This window comes from Mesobacillus sp., from assembly GCF_047739415.1.
Classification (GTDB): domain Bacteria; phylum Bacillota; class Bacilli; order Bacillales; family Cytobacillaceae; genus Mesobacillus.
Window position 1 is genome coordinate 1 of sequence record NZ_JBIQOE010000291.1, and the last position, 22,839, is coordinate 22,839.

Consider the following 22,839-nt stretch of genomic DNA (forward strand, 5'->3'; position numbering starts at 1 on the left):
GCCTCGTTCAGCCCCGACAAGCGCTGGAGGGCCGACCGGTGAAGTCGTTCTTTGACTTCATTGTGCGGACCGAAGCGTCTCGAGGGGCTAGGCGCTGGAGCTGGATTAAGAAGACTTCATGAAGTTATCCACAACTCAAAAATTTTATAGTTTCCTTAACTATAAAAAAAGATTGCGAAGTCGCAACCTTATTAGGTTATTTTAGATGGTAATTACAGGTCCAGTAAATATTTGGCGTACTTGGACATCCTGTCTTGTGTCCATTTTGGTGCTGAGACCATCTTGATATCTATATGCTCGAGGTTACCCATCTGTCCAGCCAGGTGTTCACGGGCGGAGAGGGCAATATAATCAGCAAGCATGCAATCTTCATTCCTTGTAGTCATAACGATTTCGACATCTTTATCATCCTTGACACAGACTTCATAAACGAGACCAAGGTTCACAATATCGACTCCAAGCATTGGCTCTTCTATTTCTTCAAGCATTTTATAAATTTCTTTTTTATCCATATTGAGTACCTCCTCCCATATTAGTCAGGTCAATTATCTTGCTTACTTATATCATAAGAGATGCCGTGAAAATATTGGAGTGACGCAGTTCACATTTCATATTTTTGTCATTATTAGAAGGATAATTTGTGTCAGTTTACTCCAGAGGGTTTAATTCCCCTGAAAAAAGCAGGCTGCTTGTCATTATACAGCCTGCTTTACATTCAACCTATTACCCTTTCCTTTTTCTGCTGTTTTTGTAAATATAACAGTGTTTCTTTATCTGTCGTTGTAGGAAGTTCATACATTGACTGATACTCTTCAGGTCCTTTACCAGTGATAAGGATCCACTCCCCTCTCCGGGCGTTTTCCCATGCCTCTCTGATCGCCAAGGTCCTGTCTGTAATGACTCTTCCTTTGTTCATGCCAAATCGTTCGTTCAGTTCCTTTAATTCATTGGCCATCTCTTCTTCGGATATTCCGTTCAGGTCATCGAAGGTCAAGGTGAATTCATCACTCATTGCGGCCGACGCTTTGACCATATGCTCTCTTTTTGACTTGTCCCGTTCTCCACGGAAGCCAAAGATATGTTTTACCTTAACTGCCTCATGTTCTTGTGCTGCTTGCAGACAGTATTCAATCGCATCCTTAGTATGTGCATAATCGACGATGAAAGTAGCGCCTTCTGGATGAGAGATCATCTCGAACCTTCCAGGCACGCCTGGGAAAGATTTTAGCGCCTCAGTAATCACATCAGGACTGATTCCGATTTTTACGGCTGTCAAGAAGGCCATTGCAGCATTATAAACATTGTGTAGACCAGGGGATGGAAAAGTCAATGGGTATGTGATTCCTCCCATTTGGATGTCAAACCTGCTTTCTCCATTCAATTTAATGTCCTCAATTTTCAAATCGTGGATGTCATCATAACCAATTGAATATACCGGAATTTCTTTAGCTTTTAAAATACTGGCCAGCCTGTCACCCCACTCTCCCAACCTGCTGACAACAGCCGAACCCTCTTTTTTCATGTAATTATACATCAATGTTTTTGCCTCGAAGTAATCTTCAATTGTCGGATGGTAATCGAGGTGGTCATGGGATAAATTCGTGAACAACCCATAATCCAACTCAAGACCCTCAATTCTGTATTGCTTCAGGGCATGTGATGAAACCTCAAGAACAACAAATTCATCATTGCTTTTTGAAATCAATTCCTGAATTTGCAAAGCATCCGGGGTAGTATTGGAAGGCTTGTACACTTCATTATTTATAATATAAGACACAGTCCCCAGCAGAGAGCAGCTTTTGCCCGCATGCTCTAGGATGTGCTTTAAAATGTAAGAAACGGTCGTTTTCCCATTTGTACCTGTTATGCCAATCACCGTATGCTTCCTCGACGGGTGTTGATAAAATGCGCTCGCTGCCCTTCCCAGAGCCAGTCTGCTGTCGAATACTTGAATATAAGGGACAGAAAGTTCAAGTTCATTTTCACCTATGACCGCTGCAGCACCATTGTCTATCGCTTCATTAATAAACTTGTGGCCATCTATCTGGAAGCCTGTTATCGCAACAAATAAATCTCCTGGCTTCACTTTACGTGAATCCATCTGGATTCCATGCAAATCAGGGTCTGCATCATTCATGTATTTTTTTAAACTGCCGCCGAGTTCTTCAAGCATCTTGGTTAATCTCATTTCCAAAACTCCCTTTTTAACATGCCTATTAATTCCACATCCGGAATTAGAAATGTATATAATATGTCTCTTTTTATATTCCCCCAAATTTCTAAACTATGCCTCGTAAATGATACAAGATTTTCTTTTAAAAAAAATGAGTAAAAGGAAATAGAAAAAAAGACCGGCAATTTAGCCAGTCTTTTACTATTCTTTCTTGTCTCACTTTGAAAACTGAGACAAGTATTTAAAATTCAGCCTGCTATGCTGCTGAAGAATAAATGCGGAGGTAGTTGATTCTTTTTTCCGAAGTGTATTCAGAGCTTTGACCATTTCCTCAGCTGTACCTATTCCTATACCATGTCCATAATATAAACCATTTCCAAGGACTACTGCATTTTCTCCTCTCCAAATTGGTTTATCAAAATCCGGATTCATGAAATAAACCACATCGCCAGGGATAAACTCATTCCCTTCTAACGTAATGATGGCCAAATCAGGGTCATAATTCCAATTCCACACGAGCAACCCCCTGAATAAATAGTTGAAATCCGACAACCTTATTGAATCCAGAACAGCTTTATAGAAAATGATCACCATTGCTGTTGAGCATTCGAAAGCGTATTCCTGCCCCTTTTCAAAAATATCATTGATTGCGTCAGAAGGCTGGACATTCGGATTCAACAAATAGCCCCTCGGTCCTTTTGTCCAGTAAACTGGATTGAATCTTGAGTATTTGAAGGAGGTAAAGGCTACTGAAGCATCCTTAAGCTTGAGTGCCGCTTCAACGATATTCTCTCTAAGATTTATTTCAAAAAGTAGCTGAAAGGTTGTGTCATACTCAAACATCGTCAGGCTATTGTCTAGTTGATCGTATAGTTCCTTCTGTTTCCCAGACAGATTCTGCAGCATCTGGCCGCTTGCCGAATCTGGAAACCGGATGATTATCATCACACTCCCCCTCCATATTCCGCTAGTTAAACATACATTCTAACTATATGAAGGTGAATGGCCGAAAAGACATTGGACAAGATCTTGAAAAAATAAAGGTTTCAATCTTATTTTACTTGTCTGAAAGGAACCTGTATCGTGCATTTACCCATATTCGATCTTTGTTTGTTTCAATTACTTATAAAAGGGTATTTTTATTATAATCACAGCGATAAGGAGGCTTTTATCATGACAGAAGAAAATAAAAATAATAACGACGGTTCAGTTGAACAGGAAAAGAAAAAGGCACACAACAAGGATATTGAGCCTCAAAGGGATCCGGTAAAACCTCAGGAAGAGTCGAATAGCAATAAATAAGTCATGTCCAGAATAAATAGTGAAAGATCCAGCCTTTTTAAAATCAAAGAGAGGTGAGTATCGTGGTAAAAGAAAATAAAAAGAACATACCAATTGATAATACTCAAAACATGGACAATCCTGAGCAATATGAAACCAGGACGAAAAGTCTTCATGACAAATTCAAAAGTGAATTGACTGTAGATCCGATTCCGATGGAGGACCTTAACCAGGAAAAACATGAAGAAAAGGATGGCCATCACTCAAAGGATTCATCCTCAAGTGAAAAGAAGTACAATGTAGATATTGACAATGAATTATAATAACCGCCCTGGGAATTCCAGGGCTTTTTTGGTTTATGAAGCCTCAGATAGAGAATATTAAAAACAAGTACAAAAAAGGAGGCATTTATATGGATAGTCAAAGATTAAAAGAAAAAATCACTCAAGTTCTCGGTGAATCAAAGGTTGGCACGCTTGCGACAGTAGTCGGTAATAAGCCGCATTCCCGCTATATGACCTTTTTCAATGACGAGTTGACATTATACACACCGACAAGCAAAGAGACGTATAAAGCGGAAGAAATTGAAAGGAACCCATATGTTCATATCCTTCTTGGATATGAAGGAGAAGGAATGGGTGATGCCTATATCGAAGTCCAGGGAAAAGCTTCGATCCGTGAAGATCAGTCCCTTAAGGATAAATTCTGGAATGAGAAGATGGAGAAATGGATTGAGAGCCCTGATGATCCTGATTTCATTATTCTTGAAATAAAACCAGAAACCATTCGGTTGATGAACGATAAAGGAGAACCAGAAACAATGAATTTATAATTACTGACAGGAGATGGAACTCATCCATCTCCTTCTCTATTGAATATTTGTCAAACTTTTGTTGAATTTATATCCTAAATACGTATTGATATAAATATATTAATATCGTAATCTAATGGTAGATAATACTTGTGAATATTTTCACAAATTATCTCGTTAAAACTACCATGAAATAATTTATTTTTTTACTATGACATGTGAATTTCTTCACAATAAACAACCAGAAAGAAGGAATTACGATGCAAACCCCAAAAGTAGTCATTTTAGGCGCTGGATATGGCGGGCTCATAACTAGCCGACAGCTAGAAAAAACTTTACAGAACGGTGAAGCTCAAGTTACTTTGATCAATAAACATGATTATCACTATATTTCTACCCAACTTCATAAGACAGGTGCTGGCACTGCCTCTGACGAAAAAATCACCTTACATATACCTGACCTTCTAAAGGCAGATAAAATACAATTCAAAAAAGGAACAGTACAAGGTGTAGACTTCACTTCAAAGAAAGTCCAGCTCGAGTCTGGCGAATTTATCGAATATGATTACCTTATGATTGGCCTTGGTTTTGATGTGAGTACGTTCGGTATTCCTGGAGTTGAAGAAAATGCTTTTAAAATCAAAAGTTTCAGGAGTACGAAGGCCATATACAATCATATGCTCAGGCAGTTCGCAGCGTATACTGAGGACCTTGACCCTTCCAGACTGACTTTTGCTGTTGCCGGAGCGGGCTTTACCGGAATAGAAATGATTGGCGAACTTATAGAAGCAATGCCAAAGCTTTGTCTCAAATATAATATACCTGTGTCAGAGACAAGAATTATCAATATAGAAGCGTCTGCCTCCGTTCTGCCAGGATTTGATAAAGAGGCTATAGATTTTACAGAAAGCTATTTTAAAAAGAATGGTGTAGAGCTTATGACCTCTACGAAGATACTTGAATGTTCTCCGACTTCCATTACATTGGACAACGGCGAAGAACTTCCTTCAAGGACATTGATTTGGTCGGGAGGTGTCCGGGGCAATACCCTCCTTGAAAAACTGGATTTGCCTATTTCAAAGGGCCGCATCATCATTGATCAGTTTTTGCGGGTAAAAGGAATGGAAAATGTTTTTTGTATCGGAGACGCTGCGTTATTCATGAAAGAGGATGGAAACCCACTACCTCCGACTGCACAGGTGGCCATTCAACAAGCAGAGGTTTGCGGACCAAATTTAATCGCCAGCTTGAGAGGTGAACAACTCAAAGCATTCGAATACCACCACAAAGGTACAGTCGCTTCAATCGGTAACAAAGCAGCTGTCGGAAAAGTCTTCGGTTTGAAGATCAGCGGTTTATTCGCTGCCTTAATGAAGCAGGTGATTGAAGCTCGCTACCTTTTCGTTCTCGGAGGACCGGGACTGGTCATCAAGCAATTCCTAAAGGTTGGAAAGCCATATTCAAAGTTGGCTATTTCCAAACAAAAGTGATCATTCAGCTATGTTTTCACCTTGAATGTTATTAACCTTAAAAAGCATCGGAGCCTCATGGCTCCGATGCTTAATTTTGTGACGCAGTCAACGCATCTTCCGGAGGACGCTTCCCGCGTTTCAAGTCATTTATTGTCAGGCCGAATCGCATTTCCAGGTGCGGATAATCCTTAAAGCGATTCCAGTCTCCTCCCCATGTAAAGCCAAGCTCCTTTGCAATGCCTACTACCTCCATCCAATCTGATTTTCCATTGCCATTTCCGTCATAATTAGTGTCCCATAGGGCTTTTCCTTGTTTATTCAATAACGCGAAGTCGATTGCCAATCCAAAATTATGGTAAGACTCCCCGGCTTTAGCATGTGTGACTATTTGGCCTTCTTTTGATCTTCCCTTTTCATATAACTGGCTCTGTTCTTCAAAACTCCGAAAACCATCAGTCACCAAGACCCTTATGCCTCTCTCTGCTGCCTTTTGGACCAGCACATCCTTATTCTCCAGGACAACTGGATGCAGGTCCTGCGGCAAAGGAACATCTTCATTAATTTCAGGCTTGGTGAGGAATTGATAATATAAAAGGAGCGCAACCAAAATCAGCAAAAAAGTGATGGATGCGTTCCCAAAAAATTTCTTTTTCACGTTAAAATTCCTTTCAGCTATTCTTTTAATCTATTATATAACGAATTTCCTCCATTCTTGGTTTCATGGTAATTTTTACGACTAAAAAAACCTGGCAGTAGATTTTGCCAGGCAATCATTCTTTTTCAAAGGCAATCTTCAAAATTACAGCGACTCTATTCAAACCTATATTTTTCTAAAATGCGATCAGCGATCAGTTTGTATCCTTTATCATTTAAATGAAGCGAATCACTAAAATACTGTTGCTTATCTTTTCCTTTAAACAGGTCATTGGTTGGGATGTAAATGACCTGTCTCCTATTTTTAGCAGCTTTTATTATTTCTTTATTCCAATCGTTAATTACCGCTTCGATTGCTGCGCTGTCAGGGTAGGGATTATAGAGTCCCAGCAGGAGGATCGGCGCTTTCTCGTTTTTATCACTCAAAATATTGAGGATCGCATCCAAGTTCTGCAAATACTCTGCCTGCCCTTTCTCTATTTTCCCATGCTTCAGATTTTCTAAATTCCTGCCATTGCTATTGATCAAATCATTGGTACCGATAAAAAGGATAAAATAGTCTGCTTCATCAAGCTTCCCTCTAATACTGACATCAGAGAGCTGTGTAAGGATACCAGAAGATTCGAGACCATAAATAGCTTCATTATCAAAGTTGTACTCCTTTTTGGTTTGGTTATTCAATTTGGTTTGCAGTGTATCAATATAGCCCGAGCCCTTCTTATCACCATAACCATAGGTGAGGGAATCTCCGAATGCTATTACCAGCCTGTTCCCTTCCCCTTTTTGAGGGTTGAACATACTGAATGCAGCCAGTAAGACGAAAATAATTATTAGAAGAGATGAAATTAGTAGTGTTTTTTTCTTCATGATGTGCCCCTTCTCTCATTCTTTTTGGTTTTTTACCCTTTATATATGGACCATGAAACATGAAGAATCCTTCATGAAATTTCCTATTGCTAATGCTTGTTCAACGTGTTATATTTATCAAGCGATGAGCTGAATTGTGTAAGCCGACAGACACTCCTTTATGGAAATGCACGATGTGGCGTGCAGTCAGTCGCCTCAATACGCAGAAAAGACGCCTTTTGGGCGTCTTTTCTTATTTTCCAGGATATGTTTATTTCTTCTTGTAACCGTCACGGTACGTACCTGACGGAGTATCGAAACCGTCACGGTCTAAGTCAGATGAGTTCTTGAGTGAATTGCGATCACGATCGCGGTCAAGATCTGCATCATTTACAACACGATCGTCGTCAGCTTCAAGATGCGCTTCCTCACGCTTTACACTTTCGACGACTTGTTCAGTATCTGTCACTTCCCGCTTACCGATCACAAGCTCTTCAGAAACAACCGGTTTCTTACTGACCTCTACTTTCTCTTCCATAATCGGTACACGAATAGTTTCATCGTCATCAATCGTAGCATCCGTACCAGAAGCAGCCTCATTCACTTCACGTTTTTCAATGTAAACTTCCTCACGTGTGACTGGGATGTTTACCTTTTGCTGCTCTTCGACTACTTCCTTGTGAACTTCTACTTCACCTGCCTCGACTCTTTCCTTTGATACATCCAATTGTTCTTCCCTTAACTTCAGCGTTTGTTCTTCATTGCTGTAACGATTCCTGTCAAGGTTGTTTCGGTCATAGTTGTCTGTTTCGTAGTTTCCTTGTACACCAGCTCCTGTTACTGATGTATCAGTAACATAGCCTGTTTCTTCTACATCAAGTCCAGATCCAGTCGTTTCAGCTAAAAGAATGATACGTCCATTTCGGACATCCTCTTCATATTCTCTTGCAGCATCATCTGTCAAGCCTACACCAACCAGACGATCGGAAATGGAAGGCTCATTGCCACCCAAATTTCTGTCTGCGTCAAATGCTGTCATCAAGCTTTGCCAGAAACCGCCTTCCCTATGGTCGTCGGTATCAGTTCCGATATTTTCAGTCGTTACACCTGTTCTGCTTTCAAGTGCAGTGGTAACATCATTTGTATCACCGATGATTGAGAAATCCTGAACGGCATAGCCGTTGTTTTTATATTCTTCAATTGCTTCAATTAGTTCTGTTTGATTATCATATACTCCAACTACTTTTTTAGCCATTTTAAATTCCTCCATTTCATTTTATGATTCATCCGGTTGCCCCGGTAGTGTATTCTTACCCGGCATGGACATATATTCAAACTATCTAGGACTTGCCAATATTAGCCACGTTCTTTGTAGACCAAAAGAAAAAGCCGGCATCATCAGTCCGGCTTTTCGTCTTCGCCCATTTTTATAACCTCTAAATAGGCAATATGATATTCGTCAATTTCAATAATCTTGAAAAGATAATCTTGTTCTTCTATTTCATCACCAATTTTGGCATCGATGTTCTTCGTCATGAACCATCCGCCTATAGTATCTACTTCTTCTTCTGATATATGGATACCCAACAGGTCATTCACTTCATCTATCAATACTCTTGAGCTGAATAGATAGTGGTTTTCTTTTACTTTTCTTATTTCAGCAATTTCGTCCACATCAAACTCATCACGGATGTCTCCGACAATCTCCTCAAGAATGTCCTCGACAGTCACTAGTCCGGATGTTCCGCCATATTCATCAATCAAGATGGCCATATGGATGCGCTCTTTCTGCATTTTGACGAGCAAATCATGAATTGGAATGGTTTCAATTACTCTGATAACAGGCTTGATAAAGGATGACAGGATCGATTCTTTTTGAAGGTCCTTACGTGTCAATTTAGCAGTGAGGATCTCCTTGATATTGATCATCCCTACTATATTGTCCTTCTCGCCATCTATCACTGGATATCGTGTGTATTTTTCTTTTTGGATCACATCCATAATTGTCTCGATATCATCTGAAATATCAACGGTGACAATTTCAGTCCGGGGCACCATGATTTCTTTGGCTATTCGCTCATCAAACTCAAAAATATTATTAACATAATTCAGTTCATTTTGATTGATTTCACCACTTTCATAGCTCTCCGACAACAGAATGCGGAGCTCTTCCTCAGAATGGGCAATTTCATGCTCAGATGCGGATTTTAAACCAAACAGCCCGATAAGAAGCCTGGCAGAACCGTTCAAGACCCATATGAATGGGTACATAATCTTATAGAACCAGATTATTGGCTTGGAAAAAGCAAGAGTGATTGCTTCCGCTTTTTGGATTGCGACCGTTTTTGGAGCCAGTTCCCCAACTACTACATGTAAAAAAGTGATCGAAGCAAAGGCGATTCCGAACGATAAAATACTGGATAATGACGAATTAAGATGAAAGCTTTCAAAAACAGGATGGAGCACCTCTTCAACCGTCGGTTCCCCAATCCAACCCAGTCCGAGAGCTGTAATTGTAATGCCAAGCTGACAGGCCGAAAGATATTCATCGAGATGTGTGACCACGTGCTTTGCGGATTGTGCCCCTTGCCTTCCTTCAGCGATGAGCTGGTCAATTCTTGAACTCCTCACCTTTACGATGGCAAACTCTGTCGCTACGAAAAAACCTGTTAACGCAATTAATAAAACCAGTAATAGCAAATTAGTGATAATCAATGGGCAAGCCCTACAATCGTAAGGCAGTCACCTCCTAGAAGACATTAGTCCACATAAAAACAGAATGATGATCAAAGGAATATTCCTTCAGCACCATGATTTTTTTGTCCATTTTTTAAATTATACCCTTATACTAAACAGCTAACGCATAATAAAGGAAAAACGTGAATCAACCCACACTTATTATTGGTATCTGGACAAGAATATAATAATAAAAGGCTGGTTCAGCAATGTCGTATTGTAAACAGCAAAGGTTACGGGAGCAAAGGAAAAGGCCCTTACCAACATGGTAAAAGCCAAAAATCACATAGAAGACCTTTACCATGACAGCAAAGGTCTTGCAAACAACGTCCTCGTTGCCAATGGAGACTTTAATCCCGTGAATGAGGACTTTATTGTAGCAGCTACTCCCCTTTAAAAAGAGAATATTTAATTACCTGAAATATATATGAAGCTTCTGCAAATAAAAATATACGACTAATTAGTCCTTTTTTCCTTAACTAATTTTGAATATTGCCGAAAATAACAATAATATGAGAACAATAATCAGGAGCTTTCTTATGAAATTATACCCGGGTTTATTATCGTTCTCAAAAAAACAATTCGCCTAGAAGATCAGAGGGAGTGGAAATATTGCTTTTCAAGAAGAAGACGAAAACTGCAAAAAAAGCAGTGAATAAGAAGAAATCAAGCAAAAAAAATTCCAACAGAAATATGAGCCTAAAACTAAAGATTGTATCTTTAAGTATAATCTCAATGCTGCTCCTTGCATTGGCTACAACCGTCTATGCTCAATACACCATCAGGACTAGCAACATTGACTCGATGGAAGCTGAGCTTAATACAATTTCAAGCTTGTTATCGGATCAGGTTTCTGCAGGGAAAGCAAAAACAATCATTGCCAATCCTTCAAAAAACAATCCAGGTGTCACCTCAATGCAGAAACAAATGGACCAAATACTAAAAGAAAACCCTTTAATACATAATCTATATTTGATCACGATGGATGGGGAGAAGTTTGCAATCCCAACAATGAGCTCAGCAATGATGTCCAAGGATATAACATATGGTTCAAATTATTCTGGGGGCAAGGATTTTGATCAGGCAGCGCTAGAAGCTTTTAAAGAAAATAAAAGGACAACTACTGAAATATACCAATCTCAAAATGGCACAAAAATGACCGGCTTTGCGCCAATCACCGATATGGCAGGAAAAACAATTGCCCTTTATGGAGTCGAATTTGACGTTTCTCAGGTAAATAAAAAGATTAATGCTGAGGTGGCAGGCATTTGGATTCTTTCACTTATTATCCTGGCCCTCTCAAGTGCAGCCATGTATTTCCTGGTTTCCAGGCTTATCAAACCATTGAATAACATCAAGATTTTAACAGCAAACATTGCAAAAGGTGACTTGTCACAAGAAGATATCATCGTTAAATCAAAAGATGAAATCGGAGCACTAGCTGAAAGTATCAATACAATGGCAGCCTCCCTTAGAACCCTCGTTTCCCAAGTGCAAACAAGTTCAAGGGAAGTTTCAATTGAAACAGTTGGGTTATCCAAAATAGCCTCTAGTTCGGTAGAAGCGATCAGGGAACTGACATCAGCTAACCAGCAGGCGGCCGCAAGCACACAGGAACAGAACGCCAACATTGAAGAAATGCAGGCTACTTTGGAAGAAATCAATGCAGGTATCGAAGAGATCAACGCATCTGCTCAGCAGGCAAGCTTCATCGCTAAAAATTCAACGGTTACTTCCAAAGAAGGAACCGTAAAGATCGACGAGATGCTTGAAGGACTTGAAGCTGTAGATGAAAATACAAACCAGCTGGCTGACATTATTACCGTGCTTGAAAAACAATCAGACAAAATCACACAATTCGTTAAAATCATCAATACAATCTCTGATCAGACAAACCTATTGGCATTGAACGCAGCCATTGAAGCTGCAAGGGCTGGAGAACACGGAAAAGGCTTTGCTGTTGTAGCAAACGAAGTACGGAAGCTTGCTGAGGAAAGTGCAAAATCAGCATCCACTATCATTTCCATCGTTAACGAAAATGTCCAGAACACTCGTACTGCCGTTGACTACATCACAAAAACGAGAGAAGCTGTACAGTACAATAAAGACCTTTCTGCTAAGGCAAAAAATACACTTAATGAAATCTATGAAACAACATTGGAGATCGAAGACAACTCCAATAACATAGCAACTGCCATTGAACAGCAGGTTATCGCATTTGAACAAATAACTAATTCCCTTGATACTGTCTCTCAAGCATCCCAGCAGATTGCCGCAGGCACAGGACAGACAGACCAGTCCACACAAGAGCAGCTCAGAATCGCAGAAAATGTAAACGAGACGACAAAGATCCTCCAGAGGACAGCAACGGAATTAGAAAAACTGACAGGGAATTTTAAACTGTCATCACATTAATATCGACAGAAAAAGGATGCCACAGTGGGCATCCTTTTTTATCTCCTTCTGAATCCTTCTTCTTCTAGATATTGTTTGGCTTCATTGTAAGAAAGGAATGTACCATCAAGATTCAAACCAGCATACACATTCCACATTTCATCTTCATGAACAAGAATCAATGTGTGGTTTTCTGAATTAATCCAGCGTTCCTCTTCATTGTCCTCTATGATGGCTGATTCAATGGTGCTGTTGGCCGAAAGAGACTCAATTGACTGTTCAATAATCGATTTAAGCTCTCCCTCAGTAAAATCGCGGATATTTACCATACCTTTAGGGTCAAGGTCATAGCCTTCTAAAAATTCAGCATAGACAAAGCCATTCCCATTTGGGTGAAGGTGATATACAACATTTTTCTTGTCGTATATGCTCTCAGCAAAATGGAAGTTAACACGGCCTAAAGAGACATTTTTCCTTTCAAGTTGAGGAAATGATTCAATGATCGCAAGTTTTTGTTCAAAAGTCAGCATAATTGCCTCCAGATTAATAACAATTTTTTAGATTCTGTTCATTATAACATTTGAAAGTAGACTAACAAAAAAATCTTTATCGAGCATAATGTATGTTACAAAACTTGATTTAAGATATAATTAAGTTACTTAAGGAAGTGATTTAATGAAAACGGTAAGTGCAATTAAATCCAAAAAGAAAATTATGATTATGAAAAAATTCCTCGAAAATCATTCGACCAGGGATTATTGTTTATTTTTGCTTGGTATCAATACTGGCATCAAACTTCAGGAATTACTTAGCCTGCGAGTCCACGATGTATGCGGTAAGGATAAAGAAATTGCAGACTTCCTTTCCATTCCTCCCTATTGCAATCCTCCTGTTTACTTAAATGCCACTATTAGGCGGTCCCTAAAAAAATATGTAAATGAAAATTCTATTATGGATACAGACTATCTTTTTAGGTCCAGAAAAACTGCTAATCCAATTACAAGACAACAAGCATACAGAATTATCAATGCCGCAGCCAAAAATGCCGGAATTGATGAACCGGTAGGTATGACCACTCTCAGGAAAACATTTGGCTATCATGCCTATTCCCAAGGAATTGCAATTTCACTTATCCAAAAAAGACTGCAGCATGCCTCGCCATCAGAAACAAAGCATTTTATTGGAGTAGACCAGGAAACAGTCCCGGTTAAAATAAACATCAATTTATAAAGGGGAGTTTTTATTGCCTGAACATAGTATCAGTACGGACTCATTCATCCTGCTTTTAGCTTTTTTATTCATTGTCGGGGTTTTGACTACGAGATTTTCAACAAGGTTAGGCGTTCCCTCCCTCATCCTATTTATATTGGTTGGCATGGTCATGGGCAGTGATGTCCTGGGTATCGTCTATTTTGACAATGCATCATTGACACAAAAGATCGGGGTAATTGCGCTCATCATCATTTTGTTTGAAGGCGGCCTGCAGACAAATTGGAAGGATGTCAGGCCCGTGATCGTCCCTTCTTTATCATTGGCGACTATCGGGGTTTTAATAACCTCGGGAATAGTTGCGGCGGCGGCTAAAATGATTCTGGGGCTTGATTGGCTTGAATCCATTTTATTTGGTGCGATAGTTGGTTCAACTGATGCCGCAGCGGTCTTCGCAGTCCTGAAAGACCATAATATATCTCCAAAACTTGGCTCAACTCTTGAAGCAGAATCGGGTTCAAATGATCCGATGGCAGTGTTTTTAACAGTCGCCATGATCGAATTGATTACCATTCCAGATACAAGTTTCCTGTCCTTGGTCGGTGATTTCATTTTACAGATGGGGCTGGGTTTAATACTGGGTATCATATTCGGAAAGATAGCTGTAAAAGCACTGAATTCCATCAATCTGGATTCCAGCGGACTTTATCCTGTATTTGCGACCGCTTTTGCATTGCTGACGTATGGCATTACAGCATTCCTAAACGGCAGCGGGCTTTTGGCTGTATATATTGCAGCCATTATCATTGGTAATGCGGAAATTGCCTACCGACATTCAATTTTTCGTTTTTCTGAGGGATTTGCCTGGATGATGCAAATTCTTATGTTTGTCATCCTTGGACTCCTTGTATTTCCATCAGAACTTTTTACTCCTGCCATTTTAATTCAAGGGATTCTGGTTTCATTGATTCTGATTTTGGTAGCAAGACCAGTTGCGGTGTTCATCTCAACGATTAAAATGAAGTATACCCAAAAAGAGCGAATTTTCCTTTCCTGGGCGGGATTGAAAGGCGCCGTCCCTATTATTCTCGCTACCTTCCCTTTACTGGCAGGTATTGAAGATAGCCATCAGATTTTCAATGTTGTCTTCTTCGTAGTACTAACGAGTGCACTGATTCAGGGAGCTACCATACCGATGCTGGCCAATAAGCTGGGATTGAATGGTCCTAAGAAAACGATACCGATGCAGTCGCTTGAGCTGATTTCACTCGGAAAAGCAGATGCTGAGATGATTGAATATGAAATGGAAAGCGATAGTGCAATTGTCGGAAAAACCTTGATGGAGATCCCGTTGCCAGAAGGAACACTGGTGAATGCGATCATTCGCAATGGCAAACTGATTGCACCTACCGGGAATACAGTCATCATGGCTGGAGACTTCCTTTACATTCTGTCCGGGCGAAAAAACAAGCCGAAACTGAAGAAACTACTAAAGGAAAAATCATTATATTCACAAGATGCACTAGAGTTGAAGTAATATAACTGTTTTCGTCAACTCCATTGATTTCAGCACCTGAACATGGCGAAACAAAATAAAACCAGTGAGGAGCCTCCTCACTGGTTTTAATCATTTATAACTTTAATTTTTCCAAGAACATATTTTGCATTTCTTTTAATATAAGTTTATATTGATAATTTTCAAGTATAGTTGCCTGCAATGTAGCTCCATTGATCATAGCCCAGAAGATATCCGCATATGTCACAGGATCAAGATCTTTCTTGAATTCACCTGCTGTTTGCCCTTCTTTAATGATTCCTATCAGCAATGAAACAAAGAAATCTTTATATCGTTCAGTCAACACTTCTTTCAACTTCGGATTTCGCGTTGAATACAACCTAAACTCATAATGGACAATTGCATGCCCTTTGTTCTCTTCTTCATTCGGATCATTAGTCAGGTAGGCTTCAATCAGGTAGTTTAGCTTATCCAGTGCTGTCTTTCGTACAGCTATCGCTTTTGAAAATTTATTTCCCGAGTTATTCGTCTGCCCTTCCATCAGGGCAAGATAGATTTCATCCTTACTTTTGAAGTAATTATAGATTGCCCCTTTGCTCAGGCCAGAACGAGCGACAATATCATCAACAGTCGATGCTTCAAAACCCTTCTCGGCAAAACAAACATGAGCGCTCTGTAGTATTTCCTGACGCTTCTTTTCCTTATATTCCTCTGAAACAATTGGCGTCATATGAATTACCTCATTTTTTGTTGAATTATAGTTTGTATACTTTGCTATACTTTTCTTCCAGGTACTGAACCAGATAATCTGCATTCAGTTCTTCACCGGTGGCTTTTACAATCAGTTCATTAGGTTTATATAGCATGCCATACTGATGGATGTTCTTTCTTAACCAATCTTGAATCACTGAAAAATTCCCCTGCTCGATACTCTCATAGAAATCCGGTAAATCTTTCTTGATCTTGTTCAGAATTTGGGCCGCATACAGATTTCCAAGAGAATATGACGGGAAGTAGCCAAGCCCTCCGAACGACCAGTGAATATCCTGGAGCACTCCTTCACTGTCAGTGGATGGTGTAATGCCAAGATAGTCATTCATTTTTGCGTTCCAGATTCCTGGCAGATCCTTCGCCTCTATTTCGCCGGCAATCAATGCCTTCTCAATTTCATAGCGAACCATGATATGAAGATTATACGTTAGCTCATCAGCCTCAACTCTGATGAAAGATGGCTGGACTGCATTCGTGGCACGATAGAAATCATCCAATTCCACATTCCCAAGTTGTTCTGGAAAATGTTCCTGCAGCTTCGGATAGAAATACTTCCAAAATTCCTCGCTGCGTCCTACCATGTTTTCAAGGAAACGTGACTGCGATTCATGGATTCCAAAAGAAGCTCCTTCCTGAAGAACGGTATCCTGGTATTGAGGATTGATATTTTGTTCATAAATACCATGCCCAGCTTCATGAATTGTTCCGAAAATAGCAGAGCGGACATTATTTTCAAGATATCTGGTCGTAATCCTCACATCACCGGTATTTACCGGTTGCGCAAATGGGTGGACGGTTTCATCCATCCTGCCTGCTTCCATATCGAAGCCTATCAGCGGCAAGATATAACGATTGAACTCTTTTTGCTTCTCTACTGAATAAGGTTGTTCAAATATTTCAACTGATGGCTTGTAAGAAGCCTCTTGAATTCTTTTAAGCAAATCAGCGCTTGATTCTCTTAATTTAACAAACAATGGATCGAGCTTTTCTACTGTCAGGCCGGGCTCAAATTCATCCAGGAGCGCATCATATGGATGCTTCTCATAACCGTAAATTTCAACAGCTTTCCTTTTGAATTCTACGATCTTCTCAAGATATGGAAGGTATTTTTCAAAGTCATTATTTTCTCTTGCCTCTTCCCAGGCATCATTTGCCCTTGATGTAAGCACAGAGAAATCTTTAATCATTTCAGCTGGAATACTCTTTGAACGGTTATAAAATTTAAGGCGTTCACGGACCTTAGCTTTCGCCGCCTCATCAAGGTACTCCTCTGCTTCTGGTGTCGAGAGCATGTTGAGCACCTCGCCCATTTCCTCAGAAACAGTCAGTTTGAACGCTTCTGTTCTAAGTGTCCCATTTGCATTGGCAAAAAGAGCGCGTCCCTTTTTCGGTGAAATAACTTTTTGGTCCCAGCTCAGCAAACCTAAAATACTATTAAAATGCGAAATCTTTTCATCGATTTCATTGAACCTTTCGAGCGCAGACATGATTGATTGATTTAATACCTTTTGTTCCATGTCACTTCCCCCTTTTTCTTTATTTGTTTGGATTAATACAGTCAAAAAAGCTTAGCAGGCGTTTTCACTTAAAAGGACTACCGGATACCTTTGTATTTTCGTGAAAGAGTCTAAATAAACTATCCAGTCGGTTTATTATAATTCATATTACAATGTTTTTTCAATTATCACAAAATTATTAAAAAATATTTCTAAAAACTTGCAACCTTTCATAACTTATCTACGTCAAAACTTAAAGAAAAATTTCCCAAAGGAGAGTATATGAAAAAATTTATACAATACCTACTTTTACTTTTGACCTCCATCGCGGGTCTTTTATTTTTTATGGCATTTCCCAGGCTTTTTGACTACCGTGTATCTGGGAGTGACCATCTAGGCTTCAAATTGCTGGCCTTCATTAAAGCAATTGAAGCGACAGCGATTCAATTTTTCAAGCCTGACAGCTGGAAAGTATTAGATATCTGGTATCAGGAAACAGTCATCGATCGCTATACATATTCTCTTGAACTAATTTTCGCAAGTCTGTTGTTCACTATTTTCATAGGAAGCGTGATCGCCTATTTATTTATGAATCTTCCATATAAATACCGTTTAAGAGTGAAGAATGTCCTGAACTTCTTTGAAGGAATCCCGGATTTGCTGGTTATTTTCATGATACAAATGTTTTTGTTCATGCTCTACAGGGAGTTCCAAATCCGCCTTGTCACTATGTATGGACTGGCAGGCAACGAACCAATCATCTTCCCCATGATCATCAATTCGCTCCTTCCATCCTTGTTTTTTGCTCAATACTTGATAAAAGTGATGGAAGAAGAGTTTGAAAAACATTATATTCTACTTGGCCAGGCAAAAGGGTTATCTAGGCTGCATCTGCTTTTCTCGCATTTAACCAGGAATATCGTACCTGTGGTTTCAATCCATTTCAGAACCATCATTTTTATGGTTTTAACAAACATGGTACTCGTTGAGCACATGTTTGTTCTTGATGGGTACATTCAGGAACTTAATAAACTACTGCAGATTCAAAGTTCTTCCCCAGTGAGCATTTTCTTTTATGTAGGAGTTTTCATGATTCCTGTCATTCTTGTAGAGAGATTCGTTTCTTTGATCGGTAAAAAGTTCGGAAGCATCCGGGGGATGGATATATGAGAAGGATTAGGGATAGTTTCCAGTCTGTGTTATCGTCGATTTCCACTAAAGTAAGTGATGGCCTATCCTGGCTTGTCAGGGAGTCAAAAGAACTAAGTCCCCAAAAAGCAAAAAGGGGATTGTTTCATTTTCTGAAAATGATAATGAAAATAACTACCTATATCAATAACCATAGACATCGGAATATGCTGGTTGGTTCAGCGATACTTGTTACATTGTTCCTGATCAGCTGGAATACAGAATTGATGCCTGAGAGCAATGAGCCGCTGATTTTCGATGAGGATGGGAAATTTATCGCGGCTCCGCCTGCTCCTCCTTCGCTCACCTTTCCGCTCGGAACAGATTTGGGAGCACGAAGCATGGTTAATCTTGTTCTCGTTGGAGTTAAGTATACTCTCGGTGCTGTATTGGCTATCACAATTGGCCGGCTTTTGCTTGGAACAATACTGACACTTGTGACAACCCTATTCTACCCTAGCTTTAAACGGTATTTTACTGCATTCTTTTGGCCATTCAGGTATATCCCTCAATTGCTTGTCGGGATTATCCTGATGCTTCCAGTGGCAGCATCACCAATCGGATACTCAGCAAAGGTCATTTTGGAATATCAATTGATTATTTTGCTGCTGGTCGGTCTTCCAAGCGTTTTTTATTACATGCTTGATATGATTGATGAAATTGAGAAGCAGCCTTATGTGCTAAGTTCAACATTAATGGGTGGAAGCAAGTTTCACACCTTGAAAAAGCATGTATGGCCCAATATCAAATCTCATCTGCTGTTATTGACCACTCAGCAAATTTTATCAGTATTACAGCTGCTGACGTTCCTGGGGATCTTTTCATTGTATTTAGGCGGCCCGCATCCGACTCCTTTGACTGATACACCACGGCTGATCTATAGAACAATCACCAACGAACTAGCGGGAATGGCTGGCCAAAACTTCTGGCTGATCAGAAGAGCCCCATGGATGGCCTACAGTCCGATCCTGATCATTGCCTTTATCGCCATTATCGTGAATTGGATGAAAAAAGGGGTCGAGGACCATATCGAAGGTATTGTGCCGGTTAAACAAATGGCTAGAACGTCTGCCGCTAAAGAAGATACCAGCCTCCCAAGAAATTTTGTAATAGTTGGCGTGCAAGAGCAGCCTGAGGCGGAGTTTGAAAAGAAGAAATATATTAGTGACGTTATCCGTGAAAAACTCAGGATGGCCCGCGGGTTTTTGCTCCGCTATAAGGTTTACGGGTTCATTGATAAGCTTGCTATCAGGGCTTCTGAACATATTTCAGAATACCCTAAGCCAGCTTTTACCGCATTATTGACGGTATCCTTCGTGCTATGGGCTGGTGTATTTTCGTATGCAGAGTTTTTCGCAGATGAAAAAACGAAAAAAGAGGAAAATAGTGTTGGTGCATCAACTGAACCGAAAGAGGCTAAGGACTTATTTAGTTACAGCTTTACCAACACAGAGCACGAGTCGGTCAAATATAAGGCCGACCTGACTTATCTGGATGCTGATTCGACATTGCAGGGAACACTGCATGTTGCAACTACTAATACTACCGGTGCCGAACAGGATAAAATCTATTTCCACCTGTACCCTAACCAGTTTAAGGAACCGATTGATGGGCCGGAATGGGAATTCGTCAGAGGCCCTTCACCGACACCAGGCTGGATTGAGATTGAAGAAATCAAAGTGAATAAACAAAAAGCTGATTTTAAAGTTGATGGAACTATTCTAGAAATTAAAATGAATCAGTGGAAAGACAAGGCCTATTCAGAAATTGACATTCAATTCAACTTCCAGTTGCCTTCGAATTACAGCAATGCAAGCTATGATTATGCTGCAGTCTGGCTTGGCAGTTTCCTGCCAATACAGGCTGTATATGATAAAAACGGCTGGAATCTGGATCCGTATTCACCTATTGGATCTCCTTTTTATAGTGAAACAGCTGACTATGATGTCACTATTAATGCCCCTGCTAAATACGAGATTCTTTCGAACGCAGAAGAAGTTAATGCAAGTATTGAAAACACAGGAGAAAATCAGAAATATCACGTCACCCTGAATAATGTCCGTGATTTTTCAGTCGTTCTATTGGATAAACAATATTATCAAGCTGAAAGATTCATGACCCAGAATGAAACGCTTGTGAATGTATGGTATCGTCCTTCCACTGACAAACAGCAGACCGCAAACAGGAATGCAATGGGTGCTGGCCAATCGATTGATTATTTTGAGGAGTTTTACGATTCATCATTGCCCTATAAGGAACTGGATATTATCCGAACAGGGGAAGGCAATCCACAAATGGCTTACCAGGGAATGATCTTCACTGCTGGTTACAATTTTTCAGATAACAGCTATACTTCACTCAGCATGACAGACGGTGTGATCCGCCAATGGCTGTCAGGATTAGTTGGAAGCCAGGGATATAAAGAACCGTGGGTAAATGAAAGTCTCGTGAGCTATTCATTAAAAACTTATATGGGCGATAAAGGCTACATGCCTAAAAGCTCCGCTGAAGAGCAACTAAAACAGCAGGAAGAAATCGCAAGAATCCAAAAAGAAGGCCAATATTTAAGCAGCCCATTAAGTGATTTTAAAAACATCAATGACTATATCGTTATGATGAATTTACATGGTTACAATATGTTCGCTGAGCTGGACTATTTAGTCAAAGCCGGTAAAGTGAATAAAGCTCTGAAGACATATGTCAACGAGTACACAAACAAAAATGCATCTGGACACGATGTCATCACAATCTTTGAAAAGGCAGGCCATCCTCAGGCAAAAGGATATTTCAAGGGATGGCTGAAACCTGAAGTAAAAGAATAGTTTGGTTTTCGCCTGAGCTTCATTGGTAGTGAGCTCAGGCTCTTTTATTTGTACTGCAACTGGAAAAAACGCGCGATTTTTTCCAATTCGCTATATTAATTTTATTTCCGCTATATAATTGAAAAAGTCGCTATAAAAAATGCTTTTTCGCTATATAAAATTACATTCTCGCTAAAAGAGGGATTTTTTCGCTTTCTAAAAGCACTTACTCAATAAAAACCCGCCTGGAATCGGTGTCCAGACGGGTTTTCCTTCTATTCTTCCTGCTTTATCACAGCTTCAATCCTGTTATCAGCCTTGTTTTCGCGAATTTCGTCTGTCAATGCATCGATACTGTGTCTTACATTGGCTTTGCCTGAGAAATTCTCGATCAACTCTTTTACATCAATACCAGATGTTGCTTTTAGTGATTCCTGCAGCGTTGACATAAGATTAGTTGCATAGCCGGTTACCTTGTTTGCTCCGCCATTGGCGTCACTGCCGCCTGTGTCGACAACGGTAATCTTATCGATGTTTCCAAGTGGCGCTGCAACCTGCTTCGCGTATTCAGGAAGCATTTTCACGATCATATCGAGAATAGCGGCCTGGCCGAACTGTTCGAACGCTTCGGCAATCTTTTCTTTCGCCTCTGCTTCCGCGATACCCTTCAGGCGGATGATTTCAGCTTCCGTTTCACCCTGTGCCCGCTCTGCTTCAGCTTTTGCAAGTCCGTCCATGCGGATTCTCTCTGCTTCGGCACGTGCCATTGCTTCAATGCGATATTTATTTGCATCAGCTTCAGCAATTTGCTTGGCTTTGTCAGCAGCTGCGGATTGCTCAACAGAGTAGCGGTCTGCATCAGCTTTTTTCTTGACCTCGGAATCATATTGGCGTTCGCGTCGCAGGATTTCTTTTTCCTCGAGCTCGATTTGCTTTTGACGCTCGATGATCTTAACCTGCATTTCCTGCTCTGTTACTTCTTGCTGAGCCCGTGCATTTTCCAGATCGTATGCCTGGTCGGCACGAGCCTTGGCGATATCCTGTTCACGACGGAATTCCGCCATTTTTAAACCATTGATTTTTTCGGCTTCGGCTATTTCAGTTGCGCGTTCAAATTCAGCCTTCTTCGCTTCTTTATCTGCTTCCGCTTTCTTGATGCGTGTTTCTTTTTCCGCGTCAGCTGTTGCGATATCAGCATCTCGTTTTACCTGGGCAATACGAGGCTTACCAAGGGAATCAAGGTACCCATTTTTATCACGTACATCCTTGATTGTGAATGACACAATGACAAGTCCCATTTTTGCAAGGTCCTGCGAAGCAACACGCTGAACTTCCTGCGAGAATTTATCACGATTCTTATAGATTTCTTCTACAGTCATCGATCCTAAAATCGAACGCAGATGCCCTTCTAATACTTCCTTTGCTTCATTTTCGCGATCTTCCTTTGTCTTGCCAAGGAATTGTTCGGCAGCAGTTGCGATTTCACTGATG

General features: G+C 40.2%; 21 protein-coding genes. 10 read left to right on the forward strand and 11 right to left on the reverse strand.

The features are described 5' to 3' along the window. Positions 1-212 precede the first annotated feature (212 nt). The 3 genes from ACH0QE_RS23465 to ACH0QE_RS23475 all read right to left on the reverse strand — a co-directional run bounded on the left by ACH0QE_RS23465 (position 213) and on the right by ACH0QE_RS23475 (position 3,118). A complete protein-coding gene (locus ACH0QE_RS23465; protein WP_023615170.1) occupies positions 213-512 on the reverse strand; it encodes a metal-sulfur cluster assembly factor in 300 nt (99 codons plus the stop codon). A gap of 203 nt (positions 513-715) precedes the next feature. Next, entirely contained in the window at positions 716-2,188 is a 1,473-nt protein-coding gene (locus ACH0QE_RS23470; RefSeq protein WP_415802844.1) for a UDP-N-acetylmuramoyl-L-alanyl-D-glutamate--2,6-diaminopimelate ligase, read from the reverse strand. 201 nt (positions 2,189-2,389) lie between these two features. Then, positions 2,390-3,118: a protein-glutamine gamma-glutamyltransferase gene (locus ACH0QE_RS23475; RefSeq protein ID WP_415802847.1), complete on the reverse strand. Its 729-nt coding sequence runs from the start codon at positions 3,116-3,118 to the stop codon at positions 2,390-2,392. A 228-nt stretch (positions 3,119-3,346) separates the two neighbouring features. On the opposite strand from ACH0QE_RS23475, the gene ACH0QE_RS23480 reads away from it, so the two are divergent. The 4 genes from ACH0QE_RS23480 to ACH0QE_RS23495 all read left to right on the forward strand — a co-directional run bounded on the left by ACH0QE_RS23480 (position 3,347) and on the right by ACH0QE_RS23495 (position 5,755). After that, positions 3,347-3,475: a 3-methyladenine DNA glycosylase gene (locus tag ACH0QE_RS23480; RefSeq protein ID WP_415802849.1), complete on the forward strand. Its 129-nt coding sequence runs from the start codon at positions 3,347-3,349 to the stop codon at positions 3,473-3,475. Between the two features lie 110 nt (positions 3,476-3,585). After that, a complete protein-coding gene (locus ACH0QE_RS23485; RefSeq protein ID WP_415802883.1) occupies positions 3,586-3,777 on the forward strand; it encodes a hypothetical protein in 192 nt (63 codons plus the stop codon). Between the two features lie 89 nt (positions 3,778-3,866). Then, a complete protein-coding gene (locus tag ACH0QE_RS23490; RefSeq protein WP_415802850.1) occupies positions 3,867-4,286 on the forward strand; it encodes a pyridoxamine 5'-phosphate oxidase family protein in 420 nt (139 codons plus the stop codon). Between the two features lie 239 nt (positions 4,287-4,525). Beyond that, the gene (locus ACH0QE_RS23495; RefSeq protein WP_415802852.1) at positions 4,526-5,755 is read left to right on the forward strand and encodes an NAD(P)/FAD-dependent oxidoreductase; all 1,230 of its coding nucleotides are present in this window, start codon (positions 4,526-4,528) and stop codon (positions 5,753-5,755) included. Between the two features lie 70 nt (positions 5,756-5,825). Here the strand turns inward: ACH0QE_RS23495 and ACH0QE_RS23500 are convergent, their stop codons facing one another. The 4 genes from ACH0QE_RS23500 to ACH0QE_RS23515 all read right to left on the reverse strand — a co-directional run bounded on the left by ACH0QE_RS23500 (position 5,826) and on the right by ACH0QE_RS23515 (position 9,952). Continuing rightward, the gene (locus ACH0QE_RS23500) at positions 5,826-6,392 is read right to left on the reverse strand and encodes a M15 family metallopeptidase (protein WP_415802854.1); all 567 of its coding nucleotides are present in this window, start codon (positions 6,390-6,392) and stop codon (positions 5,826-5,828) included. A 155-nt stretch (positions 6,393-6,547) separates the two neighbouring features. Further along, entirely contained in the window at positions 6,548-7,258 is a 711-nt protein-coding gene (locus tag ACH0QE_RS23505) for a GDSL-type esterase/lipase family protein (protein WP_415802856.1), read from the reverse strand. A 250-nt stretch (positions 7,259-7,508) separates the two neighbouring features. After that, entirely contained in the window at positions 7,509-8,492 is a 984-nt protein-coding gene (locus ACH0QE_RS23510; protein WP_415802859.1) for a YsnF/AvaK domain-containing protein, read from the reverse strand. 143 nt (positions 8,493-8,635) lie between these two features. Beyond that, positions 8,636-9,952 (reverse strand): hemolysin family protein, encoded by a 1,317-nt coding sequence (locus ACH0QE_RS23515; protein WP_415802861.1) that lies wholly within the window; start codon positions 9,950-9,952, stop codon positions 8,636-8,638. 286 nt (positions 9,953-10,238) lie between these two features. Here ACH0QE_RS23515 and ACH0QE_RS23520 point away from each other — a divergent pair, with 286 nt between their 5' ends. Together ACH0QE_RS23520 and ACH0QE_RS23525 are read left to right on the forward strand one after the other, a co-directional pair. Beyond that, the gene (locus tag ACH0QE_RS23520) at positions 10,239-10,370 is read left to right on the forward strand and encodes a hypothetical protein (RefSeq protein WP_415802863.1); all 132 of its coding nucleotides are present in this window, start codon (positions 10,239-10,241) and stop codon (positions 10,368-10,370) included. 215 nt (positions 10,371-10,585) lie between these two features. Then, positions 10,586-12,388, forward strand: coding sequence for a methyl-accepting chemotaxis protein (locus ACH0QE_RS23525; protein ID WP_415802865.1), 1,803 nt, complete (start codon positions 10,586-10,588; stop codon positions 12,386-12,388). A gap of 38 nt (positions 12,389-12,426) precedes the next feature. Here the strand turns inward: ACH0QE_RS23525 and ACH0QE_RS23530 are convergent, their stop codons facing one another. Beyond that, positions 12,427-12,897, reverse strand: coding sequence for a hypothetical protein (locus ACH0QE_RS23530; protein ID WP_415802867.1), 471 nt, complete (start codon positions 12,895-12,897; stop codon positions 12,427-12,429). A 145-nt stretch (positions 12,898-13,042) separates the two neighbouring features. Here ACH0QE_RS23530 and ACH0QE_RS23535 point away from each other — a divergent pair, with 145 nt between their 5' ends. Further along, positions 13,043-13,597: a tyrosine-type recombinase/integrase gene (locus ACH0QE_RS23535; RefSeq protein WP_415802869.1), complete on the forward strand. Its 555-nt coding sequence runs from the start codon at positions 13,043-13,045 to the stop codon at positions 13,595-13,597. Between the two features lie 13 nt (positions 13,598-13,610). Next, complete coding sequence (locus ACH0QE_RS23540; RefSeq protein WP_415802871.1) at positions 13,611-15,113, forward strand: potassium/proton antiporter; 1,503 nt, start codon at positions 13,611-13,613, stop codon at positions 15,111-15,113. 94 nt (positions 15,114-15,207) lie between these two features. Here ACH0QE_RS23540 and ACH0QE_RS23545 read toward each other — a convergent pair whose 3' ends face one another. Both ACH0QE_RS23545 and ACH0QE_RS23550 read right to left on the reverse strand, forming a co-directional pair. Beyond that, on the reverse strand, positions 15,208-15,822 hold the full coding sequence (locus tag ACH0QE_RS23545) for a TetR/AcrR family transcriptional regulator (protein ID WP_415802873.1): 615 nt from the start codon (positions 15,820-15,822) through the stop codon (positions 15,208-15,210). 25 nt (positions 15,823-15,847) lie between these two features. After that, positions 15,848-17,380 (reverse strand): carboxypeptidase M32, encoded by a 1,533-nt coding sequence (locus ACH0QE_RS23550; RefSeq protein ID WP_415802875.1) that lies wholly within the window; start codon positions 17,378-17,380, stop codon positions 15,848-15,850. A 261-nt stretch (positions 17,381-17,641) separates the two neighbouring features. Between ACH0QE_RS23550 and ACH0QE_RS23555 the strand changes: the two genes are divergently transcribed. Next, positions 17,642-18,529: an ABC transporter permease subunit gene (locus ACH0QE_RS23555; RefSeq protein WP_415802877.1), complete on the forward strand. Its 888-nt coding sequence runs from the start codon at positions 17,642-17,644 to the stop codon at positions 18,527-18,529. Then, complete coding sequence (locus tag ACH0QE_RS23560; RefSeq protein ID WP_415802879.1) at positions 18,526-21,369, forward strand: hypothetical protein; 2,844 nt, start codon at positions 18,526-18,528, stop codon at positions 21,367-21,369. Before ACH0QE_RS23555 ends, ACH0QE_RS23560 begins: the two co-directional genes overlap by 4 nt. A gap of 254 nt (positions 21,370-21,623) precedes the next feature. Here the strand turns inward: ACH0QE_RS23560 and ACH0QE_RS23565 are convergent. Next, positions 21,624-22,839, reverse strand: a 1,216-nt coding sequence (locus ACH0QE_RS23565) for an SPFH domain-containing protein (RefSeq protein WP_415802881.1), incomplete at its 5' end; no start/stop codon positions are given.

Coding starts and splice junctions, on each gene's coding strand:
- ACH0QE_RS23520 (WP_415802863.1), top strand. CDS start 10,239: ATGGTAAAAGCCAAAAATCACATAGAAGACCTTTACCATGACAGCAAA.
- ACH0QE_RS23560 (WP_415802879.1), top strand. CDS start 18,526: ATGAGAAGGATTAGGGATAGTTTCCAGTCTGTGTTATCGTCGATTTCC.
- ACH0QE_RS23495 (WP_415802852.1), top strand. CDS start 4,526: ATGCAAACCCCAAAAGTAGTCATTTTAGGCGCTGGATATGGCGGGCTC.
- ACH0QE_RS23510 (WP_415802859.1), bottom strand. CDS start 8,492: ATGGCTAAAAAAGTAGTTGGAGTATATGATAATCAAACAGAACTAATT.
- ACH0QE_RS23480 (WP_415802849.1), top strand. CDS start 3,347: ATGACAGAAGAAAATAAAAATAATAACGACGGTTCAGTTGAACAGGAA.
- ACH0QE_RS23485 (WP_415802883.1), top strand. CDS start 3,586: ATGGACAATCCTGAGCAATATGAAACCAGGACGAAAAGTCTTCATGAC.
- ACH0QE_RS23505 (WP_415802856.1), bottom strand. CDS start 7,258: ATGAAGAAAAAAACACTACTAATTTCATCTCTTCTAATAATTATTTTC.
- ACH0QE_RS23470 (WP_415802844.1), bottom strand. CDS start 2,188: ATGAGATTAACCAAGATGCTTGAAGAACTCGGCGGCAGTTTAAAAAAA.
- ACH0QE_RS23535 (WP_415802869.1), top strand. CDS start 13,043: ATGAAAACGGTAAGTGCAATTAAATCCAAAAAGAAAATTATGATTATG.
- ACH0QE_RS23530 (WP_415802867.1), bottom strand. CDS start 12,897: ATGCTGACTTTTGAACAAAAACTTGCGATCATTGAATCATTTCCTCAA.
- ACH0QE_RS23490 (WP_415802850.1), top strand. CDS start 3,867: ATGGATAGTCAAAGATTAAAAGAAAAAATCACTCAAGTTCTCGGTGAA.
- ACH0QE_RS23550 (WP_415802875.1), bottom strand. CDS start 17,380: ATGGAACAAAAGGTATTAAATCAATCAATCATGTCTGCGCTCGAAAGG.
- ACH0QE_RS23465 (WP_023615170.1), bottom strand. CDS start 512: ATGGATAAAAAAGAAATTTATAAAATGCTTGAAGAAATAGAAGAGCCA.
- ACH0QE_RS23475 (WP_415802847.1), bottom strand. CDS start 3,118: ATGATAATCATCCGGTTTCCAGATTCGGCAAGCGGCCAGATGCTGCAG.
- ACH0QE_RS23555 (WP_415802877.1), top strand. CDS start 17,642: ATGAAAAAATTTATACAATACCTACTTTTACTTTTGACCTCCATCGCG.
- ACH0QE_RS23545 (WP_415802873.1), bottom strand. CDS start 15,822: ATGACGCCAATTGTTTCAGAGGAATATAAGGAAAAGAAGCGTCAGGAA.